This window comes from Vibrio sp. S234-5 (assembly GCF_000960595.1).
Classification (GTDB): domain Bacteria; phylum Pseudomonadota; class Gammaproteobacteria; order Enterobacterales; family Vibrionaceae; genus Vibrio.
Genome location: NZ_JZAM01000315.1, coordinates 1 through 392, shown reverse-complemented (window position 1 = coordinate 392; position 392 = coordinate 1). Strand labels below are relative to the sequence as shown.

Sequence of the window (392 nt, the reverse complement as noted above, 5' to 3'; positions counted from 1 at the left end):
CCACGCGTTGGCTGTCCCTCTTGAAGCGTTTGTTAGTTTTTGTGCTGCAACAAGAACTGCTCTAACATTTTACCAACCAATTCCGGAGATTCTTGATGCGACGAATGTCCTGTCAATGGGATATTCGCAAAACTACAACCTGTAATTTTCGACTTCAAAGCCGCTGCCTCATCCAACGAAAACAAGAAGTCATTATCACCTCGCATTACTAATGTCGGGCAACTAATTTTTTCAACTAATTTATGTGGATAACCAGATTCTGTTGTATCAAGCCAGACTGCTTTCACAGCGTCTACGAGTTTAGGGAAATCCGGTTTAGGATTTGACGCCTCATATAAAGCAACATCATCTGCAAACCTTGATAACCAAAATTCAGCCGTCAAACCACTTAG

At 41.8% G+C, this 392-nt stretch carries 1 protein-coding gene; it reads right to left on the bottom strand.

All coding sequences use genetic code 11. From position 1 onward, the window contains the following. Positions 1–32 precede the first annotated feature (32 nt). A partial coding sequence (locus UF06_RS18770) for an alpha/beta hydrolase (RefSeq protein WP_045571788.1) occupies positions 33–392 on the bottom strand: 360 nt, incomplete at its 5' end.